Origin of the sequence: Streptomyces sp. NPDC059909 (assembly GCF_042730885.1) — a bacterium.
In the GTDB taxonomy this organism is placed as follows: Bacteria; Actinomycetota; Actinomycetes; order Streptomycetales; family Streptomycetaceae; genus Streptomyces.
On sequence record NZ_JBHWKX010000280.1, the window covers coordinates 1 to 1004 of the forward strand.

General features: G+C 70.8%; 1 protein-coding gene. It reads right to left on the reverse strand.

Annotation, left to right across the window (positions count from 1 at the left end; all coding sequences use genetic code 11):
- On the reverse strand, positions 1 to 1004 hold a 1004-nt coding region (locus ACFV9O_RS40850), incomplete at both ends, for an APC family permease (protein ID WP_385428248.1).

Here is a 1004-nt window from a genome sequence, read left to right on the forward strand (position 1 = left end):
GACACCCCGGCGAACCACCGGGGCAGCGCCTCGTTCTTGGCCACCGCGTACGTCTCCCGGCTGCCGGCGGCCACCGCCACGTACGTCGAGCCGCCCGGTGAGAACACCGCGTCGGCATAGACGACCGCCGCCAGCCAGCTGAGGTTGAGCAGCAGGGCGAGCTCCCCGAACGGCGAGGCGAAGGTCAGCCCGCGCCAGCCGTCCCCGAGACTCTCCGTCGGAACGGCGAAGACGAACGTCAGCTGGAGCACGATGTTCAGGAGGACCGCGAGTCCGATGGCGGTGAGAACCGCGCGCGGTATGTCCCTCCGGGGGTTCTTCGCCTCGGCGGACAGCTCGATCGGTGAGGCGAAGCCGTCGATGGCGTAGATGATCCCCGCACCGGCGATCGCGGTCAGTGACGCCGACCAGCCGTAGGGGGCGAAGCCGCCGCCGGCTGAGATGTTGCCGGGGTGGAAGCTCGACACCAGCAGCGCCACGATCGTGAGCACGGGGACGAGTACCTTGACGGCGGTGACCAGCAGGTTCAGCCGGGCGAAGAGCCTGACCCCGAACCAGTTCAGGATGACGAGGACCAGCAGGAGCCCCACGCCGGCGAACCGGCCCCGGAGCGTCAGCGCCTCGTCCTCGTACAGACCCGGCAGGTAGCGGTTGGCGTACTGCACGATGGCGGAGGCCTGGGCGGCCATGGTGCTGGCGACCGCGAGGAGCATGGTCCAGCCGATGAGAGTGCCCGCGAGGGGTCCGTTCGCGATGAACGGCCACCGCACCATGCCGCCGGCCTCGGGCCTGCCGGCGCCCAGTTCGATGAGGACCAGGGCGACCAGCGTCAGCGCGGCACCACCGATCACCCAGGAGATCACGGCCGCGGGGCCGGCCGCCTGGGCGCCGTAGAACGAGCCGAAGAGCCAGCCCGAACCGATGATGCCGCCGCACGCCACGCCCGTCAGGCTCCAGTAGCCGAGATCGCGCTTCAGGTTGGCGTCCTGCCCGGGCTCCGGCCG